Origin of the sequence: Synechococcus sp. R55.7, assembly GCF_047461955.1 — a bacterium.
Taxonomy (GTDB): domain Bacteria; phylum Cyanobacteriota; class Cyanobacteriia; order Thermostichales; family Thermostichaceae; genus Thermostichus.
On record NZ_JANSIC010000132.1, the window covers coordinates 1 to 7240 of the forward strand.

Genomic DNA, 7240 nt, shown 5'->3' on the forward strand with positions numbered 1-7240 from the left:
CTTGAGAGTTTTGGACTAGAGCTGGGTGGAGCTCTCCTAAGACTAGGTAGCCCGTAGCTGCACCGGCATAACCAAATAACAGAGCCGCATTGCCCCAAGGGGCTTCCAGATGGCCGGCTGCGTGGCGCCGTTTAGCTCCAGGCTCACCTGCTGCGTATGAAACACCCTGAGGGCATCCAGCAGGTAACGCACATTGAAGGCCAGCTCCAGGTCAGGACCAGACATCTGCACTGGCAACGATTCCTCGCCACTGCCCACATCGGGCGCCTCGGTGCTGATGCGCAGGGTTTGGGTTGCGGCAGAAAGATTGAACTTGACGATGTCGTTTCTTTGGGCAGCAAGTACTCCCACCCGTTCCAGCGACTCAATCAAAGGCCGACGCTCCAGGGTTATCTGCCGCTCAAATTGCCTGGGAATCAGGCGGTTGTAGTCGGGATATTGGCCCTCCAAAAGGCGGCTGGTGATCCGCTGTTGGCACTGCGTTTTGCTGGCGCGAGGAGGCAGCACAAACTGCACCTGGGATCGGTCAAACCGCAATTCCACCGTAGAGGCCGCGGTCTGGGTGCCGAGGATGCGCTCCACCTCTCGCAAAGTGCGAGCGGGAATGGTGAAATCCAACCCTATTTCCCCATGGGCCGAAGCAACCGGGATCCCGTCCGCCTCCACCTGCACCATCGCCAGACGATGCCCATCGGTGGCTGCAAACTCCAGGCAAGGGGGATCCCCCGCCAAGAGCTTGACATGCACCCCTGTGAGCACCTGCTTGGTCTCATCTCCAGAGGCCGCAAAAAGGGTTTGGCCGATCCCTTGCAACAGGCTCTCGATGGGCAGCTCCAGGGCCTGAGCTGTTGGGCTTTCCTCCCCCACAAAATCGCCATCTGCGTCGGTGGTGCGGAGCGATATTTCCGGTAGGGTGGGGTACTCTTCAGCCGACAGGCTGCGCACTTGGTACTGGCCGGCTGCCGACATGAGAATCACAGGGGCACTCTCCTTGGCTTGGCTGCTCGCGTCAAGAGTCACTGGGCCGCTGGGCAGACGGCTGACGATGTCGCTGAGCAGCTTGGCCGGCAGGGTGGTGCGACCGGATCCCTTGACCTGAGCCTCGAACTCGCTGCGAATGCACAAGTTCAAGTCAAAGGCAGTGAGGGCAACCCGTTGAGTTTCCGCATCGACCTCTACCAACACGTTGGCCAAAACGGGCAGGGCGGGGCGGCTGGCCACAGCCCGTCCAACGGAAGTGAGGTGGTGGCTGAGATCGGCTTGCTCGCAGGTGAAGCTAAAACCCTCCAGCGGCGCGTCAACAGCTTCGTTAAAGCGGCTCTCCCCACGATAGGGAGCTGCAGTCTTGCTGCTGCGCAACACCGGCGCGAACGACTCGGTTTCCGATTCTCGATCCACAGGACGTTGAGCTTGCACCATGGGGGGCACTTGAGGGCTGCACACGCAGATCCTACACCGACTGCCCCGGTTGGATCCCTCCCCTTGCGGTCGAGTTTTGGAAAATTTGCCTCGCGCGTAGGACAGATCTGAAATTTCGATCCCTGCCTAATTTAATTTTTTGATCTAGTAGTAGTAGGGGCTGTGGAAACTGTGGAAAGTGATCGTCAACACCTTGTGCCATGAGCTTTTGAGCCTATTCCCCACCTGTGGAAAAACTGTGGATAACTTGGCCACTTTTCCACAGGGTATTTATACCTGTTAATAACTTGGGGGGTTTTTCCACAGGTTTTCCACAAATTTTTCAGGTTTTTCCACAGGTTTTCCACAGGCTAATGTTATGGTTTTCTGACAAATTCATAAAAATTAACGCACAGTCAGTGTGAGATCCCCTAAGGTAGTGAATCCTTCCCCCTAGATATGGCTGGGGATTCCACCGGAGCTGGGGCGGGCTTCGCTGGATTTCCCCAGGTTTTCCACAGGCTGTCGAAGAAAGCCTGGGATATTGCTCTGGGCTTGTCGGCCTTGCCTGGCCACCTGTGAGCTGACACGGGATTTTTGGCAAGACCCCAGAGGAGCGGGAAAGCGCTCTGCGCACCAGAAGCGGCAAAGGAGGTCAGGATGAGGATGGGACAGCGCCTGACCCAAAATTGGGCTGCTGCAGGAGCGAGTCGCAATAGGGATGCGGTCTAGAGTCCGTACCCGCGAAGGGCCAGGCGTAGGTCAACGGGATCCGTTTTGGTGATGGCGGGAGCGCAGCACGATCACGTCAGAAAGCTGGCGCAGTTGACTTTGAACCTGGGTGAGCTGTTTCTTATCACGTACATCGATACAGAGATCGATCAGGGCGGTGCGGTTGGCAAAAGTTTGTACCTTGGCATTGCGAACATTGATACCTTGATCCGATAGACGGGAAAGGATGTCCCGCAGCACCCCAACGCGGTCGATAACCTCCAGATGCAGTTCTACCGGGTAGATCTGGGCGCTCTGCCGCAGTTGCTCTTCGTTCCATCGTACCGGCACCAGCCGTTCCCCCGAAACCTGGGCCACCCTTGGGCAATCCCGGTGATGGATGCTGATCCCCTTAAAGCGGGTGACCACGCCCAAGATCGGATCCCCCGGCAGCGGATTACAACACTTGGCCAACTGGTGTTTCAGACCCTCCACCCCCAGAATGGGAGATTGGGATTTGATAGAACTGGGAGCCGCAGAAGCCCGTGGCAACAACAGCTTGGATCCCTCAAGCGATTCCTCCTCTGTGGGAGCAGATACTGCCGGCCTGCTGACCTCCTGCAGCCGATGGATCACCAGCGTGGGGGTTGTCTCACCATAACCCAGAGCGGCTAACAAATCCTCTACACTGGCGTAGTTGAGCTTTTCGGCTACCTTCTGCATCCGCTCTGATTTGAGCAGGGCATCAAAGCCCGTTTTGCCCAGCTCCCGCTCCAGCAAATGCCGGCCCCGCGCGATGTTTTGCTCGCGATTGGAGCGCTTAAACCATTGGCGAATGCGATTGCGGGCAGAGCTGGTGGCAACGAAATTGATCCAGTCCAGGCTGGGATGGGCATTTTTGTGCGTGATGATCTGCACAATGTCGCCGTTGCGCAGGCGGGTATCCAGGGGCACGATCTTGTTGTTTACCCGCGCTCCTGCACAGTGATCCCCAATTTCGGAGTGGATGCGATAGGCGAAGTCCACCGGACAGGATCCCTGGGGCAGAGCCAGCAAGTCCCCCTTGGGCGTAAAGACGTAAACCTCGCTCTCAAACAGGTTCTCGCGAAGGGTGTCCAGATACTCCTTGTCATCTTTGAGGTCGTTTTGCCACTCCAACAGCTGTCGCAGCCAGGTGAAGCGCTCCTCGTCGGGCTTGACAGTGGTGCTGCCGGCCTCCTTGTACTTCCAGTGGGCGGCGATCCCGTACTCAGCCACGCGGTGCATCTCTTCGGTGCGGATCTGCACCTCCACCGGTCTTCCCTGCGGGCCAATCACCGCCGTATGCAAAGATTGGTAACGATTGGCCTTGGGCAGACCAATGTAGTCTTTGAAACGCCCAGGGATGGGGCGAAAGCAGTTGTGAACGACTGCCAGCACCCGATAGCACTCGCTGTTGGTATGTACGATTACCCGAACTGCTGAGAGATCGTAAATCTCGTGAAATTCTTTGTGCTGCTGCTGCATCTTGCGATAGATGCTGTACAAATGTTTGGGCCGTCCGCTGATCTCAAAGCGTTCCAGTCCCGCTTGAAGAAGGTTCTGCCGCAGCTCTTCGATAAAAGCTTGGATCTCGGCCTCTCGCTCGGCGCGCTTGGCGTTGACCAATTCCTGAATCTTCCGGTAAGCCTCGTAGTCCAGATACTTAAAAGCCAAGTCTTCCAGTTCCCATTTGAAATGCCAGATCCCCAGCCGGTTGGCCAAAGGGGCGAAAATTTCCATGGTTTCGGCTGCAATTTGCCGTTGCTTACTGGGGGAGAGATACTGCAGCGTGCGCATGTTGTGTAAGCGATCCGCCAGCTTGACCACGATGACTCGAATATCTTTGGCCATGGCCACAAACATGCGGCGGAAATTTTCCGCTTGCTGCTCGGTTTTGCTGGAGAAATTGAACTTAGAGAGTTTGGTAACTCCTTCTACCAGTAGGCGAACTTCAGAGCCGAATTCAGCTTCCAGGGCTTCTGGGGTAACTTCTGTATCCTCAATAACATCGTGCAAAAGGCCCGCTGCCACCGTCACCGCATCTCCCCCCAGCTCCCGCAGGAGAGTGGCCACGGCTACCGGATGGGCAATGTAGGGATCCCCTGATTTGCGTTTTTGGCCCTGATGCAAACAATAGGAAAACTCAAAGGCACGGCGCAGCAGATCGGCTTCTTCAGCCGTGTAAGGCCGCAGCCCATCGCCGGGATCCTCGGCACCGGAAAGCAGAGCACGCAGCCACCCTGGCACCTCAAAACCGAGGCTATTCAGGTCGAGACCTCCATCTGAGGTGGCAATGACAGCCGTCTGACCCATGCGAACCCGGCGAAAAGGGATGTTTGATTACTGACTATAGTTCATCCAGCTTAGCCGCCGACAGATTAGAGGAGGAAAAAACGGCTGGAATAAAAAGAGGCATTGGCTGTCTGCCAACGCCGACCGCTTGCCATCCTCGGCAGATCGAGAGTCAGTCTTCGCTCCACTCCTCGCAGTTGCCGATCAAATCGCAGAGGGGATCCGAGGGGCAGTAGTCTTGCAGCTCCAGCTCTTGGGCAATCGCCTGCCACTCCCGCTGCGGGAAAAAGGGTTGCAGGTGGGCAATGGCTGCAGAGCGGCGTAAGACCCCCTGCTGAATGAGGCGACGAGCTTCCTCCTGGATGGCCTCAACCGCATAGTGGGTGGCTTGTAAAGTGGGCATAGCTTAACCTACACGTGGAATGGATGGGACGCACCGAAGGGTCAGGGAAAATCTTGCCTCGCTACCCCCATCATAGAACTGGGTCTCGTTTCGTAGCAAGAGATACAAGTTTGTATTGCAGGCAACCTTAAGGCCCGCTTAAAAGCCCAAGCCATCGGCTCCTGCGGTCACTATGCCTTTTTCTGGGTTCAGAGTGACGATAGATCCATCCCGGATTAAGCGGGTAGCATCCTTGACCCCCACCAGCACCGGCACCCCCAGCCGCAGGCCAATGACTGCTGCATGAGAGGAGGCTCCCTCTTCTTCGGTAATCACGCCGGCTGCCTGTTTGATCGCCTCCACATAGTTGGCGTCGGTGGATTGGGCAACCAAAATGTCTCCGGCGGTGATTTTGCCGGCATCGAGGCTGGATCTCAAGATGCGGGCCGGGCCGCTGACAATGCCTTTGCCAAACCCTTTGCCTTGAGCCACCACCGCTTTCACCACATCCACCTTGATCAGATCGGTGGATCCCGCAACGCCTGGCAGGGTTCCTGCACTGAGCACCACCAAGTCGCCATCCTTGAGCAAGCCATCTTCCTGAGCCAAGCTGATGGCCGCTTGAAAGGTCTGGCGGGTGGTGGCCAAATCCATAACCAACAGCGGATGTACCCCCCAAACCAACTGCAGCCGCCGTGCCACTTCCACATGGGGGGTTACGGCTAGGATGGGAGTGCGGGGGCGAAACTTAGAGACATTGCGAGCAGTAGCCCCTGTTTTGGTCAGGGTCATCACGGCTACAGCATCCAACTCTTGGGCGATCTCCCCCACAGCGCGGCTGATCGAGTCGGTGATCAGGGTTTTGGGCCGCATTCCAGCAGGACTGTTGCCGTTGTTTTGGCTCAGCTCCTGCATGGCAAGGGCGCGAAGGCGTTGTCGTCGGTCGGCGGAGGTCAGGTCAAAGTAATCGCGCTCGGTGCGCACGGCAATGCGGGCCATGGTGGCAACGGCCTCGACAGGGTATTTGCCCACAGCCGTCTCGTTGGAGAGCATGACGGCATCGGTGCCATCCAAAATGGCGTTGGCCACATCGGAGATTTCGGCACGGGTAGGCCGGGGGCTGTGCACCATGCTGTCCAGCATTTGGGTGGCCGTAATTACCGGGATCCCCAGGGAGTTGGCCAGGGCGATCACCCGCTTCTGCAGGATCGGCACCTCTTCCGCAGGCAGCTCTACCCCCAGATCTCCCCGCGCCACCATCACACCGTCGCTGAGGGCCAAAATCTGGGGCAGCTGTTCAATGGCCTCGTGTTTCTCGATCTTGACGATGATGGGTACCCGCTTGTCGGCTGAGCCGGAAGAAGGCCGTTTGGCTGAGGCAATGAGCTCCCGCAGCTCCAGCACATCAGAGGGATCCCGCACAAAGCTGAGGGCCACCCAATCCACCCCTTGGTTGAGGCCGAAGTAGAGATCTTCTTTATCCTTTGGGGTCACGGCGCGGATGCTCAGGCGCACACCGGGGAAATTGACCCCCTTGTTGTTGGAGAGGGTACCCCCGACAATGGTGCGGCAGAAGAGTTCGCCCGCTTCCGGATCCACGGCTTCCACCCGCATCTCCACTCGACCGTCGTCGATGAGGATCGTCGCTCCTTCGGGCACTTCTTGGGCCAGCTTGTCGTAGGTGACCCAGCTGCGCTCTTGGGATCCCAAGACAGGTTTGCTGGTCAACACAAAGGGATCCCCTGCCTTGAGGGTGATCGAGCCTTCGGCGAACTTGCCCAGGCGGATTTTCGGCCCCTGCAGGTCTTGCAAAATGGCGACCTGGATGCCCAGATCCATCGAAGTTTGGCGGATCAGGCGAATGCTGCGGCGGTGTAGCTCGTGATCCCCATGGGAGAAGTTCAGGCGAAGGGTGGTTGCCCCTTGCAGGATCATCTCCCTGAGAATGGCTGGATTTGAGCTGGCAGGGCCGATGGTGGCAACAATTTTGGTGCGTCGAAAAGAATCCCTCAAATGCATGTCCACTGTTCCCAAGGGAGAGCAGCCCAGATCCTTCCCCCACATAGGGATCTCTCTGATTACGATAACCCGTTATGTCTTTTTTGAGGCACCGCTTTTTTAAAATCCCCAGCGAGAGAGGATGGGAAAATAGGCAAAGCAGAGTGTAGAGATCCATCTGGAGTCGAGCGATGCCGGTTGCCCCCGAATACGCCTTCCCCTTCGAGCACCATCAGAAGTTCTCTCTGGACAACCCCACCATCTCCAGCCCAGGGGTTTCCAAGCGGGAATACATAGCCAGCAAGGTATTGCAAGGTATCGTGAGCAATCCCCAGACTCCCGTCGGCGATTTGTCTCCTGAGCAACGACAGGCTTTGGTCTATACGGCGGTGTTGTTGGCAGATGATTTGTTGGCGGCCCTCGGCGCTCAGTAGAGAG

General features: G+C 57.3%; 5 protein-coding genes. 1 reads left to right on the plus strand and 4 read right to left on the minus strand.

Annotated elements, in window-relative coordinates; translation table 11 throughout:
* Positions 1–42: 42 nt before the first annotated feature.
* The 4 genes from dnaN to pyk form a co-directional block, all read right to left on the minus strand.
* Complete coding sequence (gene dnaN / locus NW820_RS08225; protein ID WP_414407208.1) at positions 43–1419, minus strand: DNA polymerase III subunit beta; 1377 nt, start codon at positions 1417–1419, stop codon at positions 43–45.
* A 741-nt stretch (positions 1420–2160) separates the two neighbouring features.
* Positions 2161–4443, minus strand: a complete 2283-nt coding sequence (locus NW820_RS08230) for a RelA/SpoT family protein (RefSeq protein ID WP_414388282.1) — start codon at positions 4441–4443, stop codon at positions 2161–2163.
* A gap of 151 nt (positions 4444–4594) precedes the next feature.
* Positions 4595–4825 carry a DUF4327 family protein gene (locus NW820_RS08235; RefSeq protein ID WP_414342658.1) on the minus strand — a complete coding sequence of 77 codons (231 nt, stop codon included), beginning with the start codon at positions 4823–4825 and terminating at the stop codon, positions 4595–4597.
* Between the two features lie 138 nt (positions 4826–4963).
* Positions 4964–6823 carry a pyruvate kinase gene (pyk, locus tag NW820_RS08240; RefSeq protein ID WP_414407209.1) on the minus strand — a complete coding sequence of 620 codons (1860 nt, stop codon included), beginning with the start codon at positions 6821–6823 and terminating at the stop codon, positions 4964–4966.
* A 170-nt stretch (positions 6824–6993) separates the two neighbouring features.
* Between pyk and NW820_RS08245 the strand changes: the two genes are divergently transcribed.
* Entirely contained in the window at positions 6994–7236 is a 243-nt protein-coding gene (locus NW820_RS08245; protein ID WP_414329067.1) for a hypothetical protein, read from the plus strand.
* The last annotated feature ends 4 nt before the right edge of the window (positions 7237–7240 follow it).

Coding starts and splice junctions, on each gene's coding strand:
- dnaN (WP_414407208.1), bottom strand. CDS start 1,419: ATGGTGCAAGCTCAACGTCCTGTGGATCGAGAATCGGAAACCGAGTCG.
- NW820_RS08230 (WP_414388282.1), bottom strand. CDS start 4,443: ATGGGTCAGACGGCTGTCATTGCCACCTCAGATGGAGGTCTCGACCTG.
- NW820_RS08235 (WP_414342658.1), bottom strand. CDS start 4,825: ATGCCCACTTTACAAGCCACCCACTATGCGGTTGAGGCCATCCAGGAG.
- pyk (WP_414407209.1), bottom strand. CDS start 6,823: ATGCATTTGAGGGATTCTTTTCGACGCACCAAAATTGTTGCCACCATC.
- NW820_RS08245 (WP_414329067.1), top strand. CDS start 6,994: ATGCCGGTTGCCCCCGAATACGCCTTCCCCTTCGAGCACCATCAGAAG.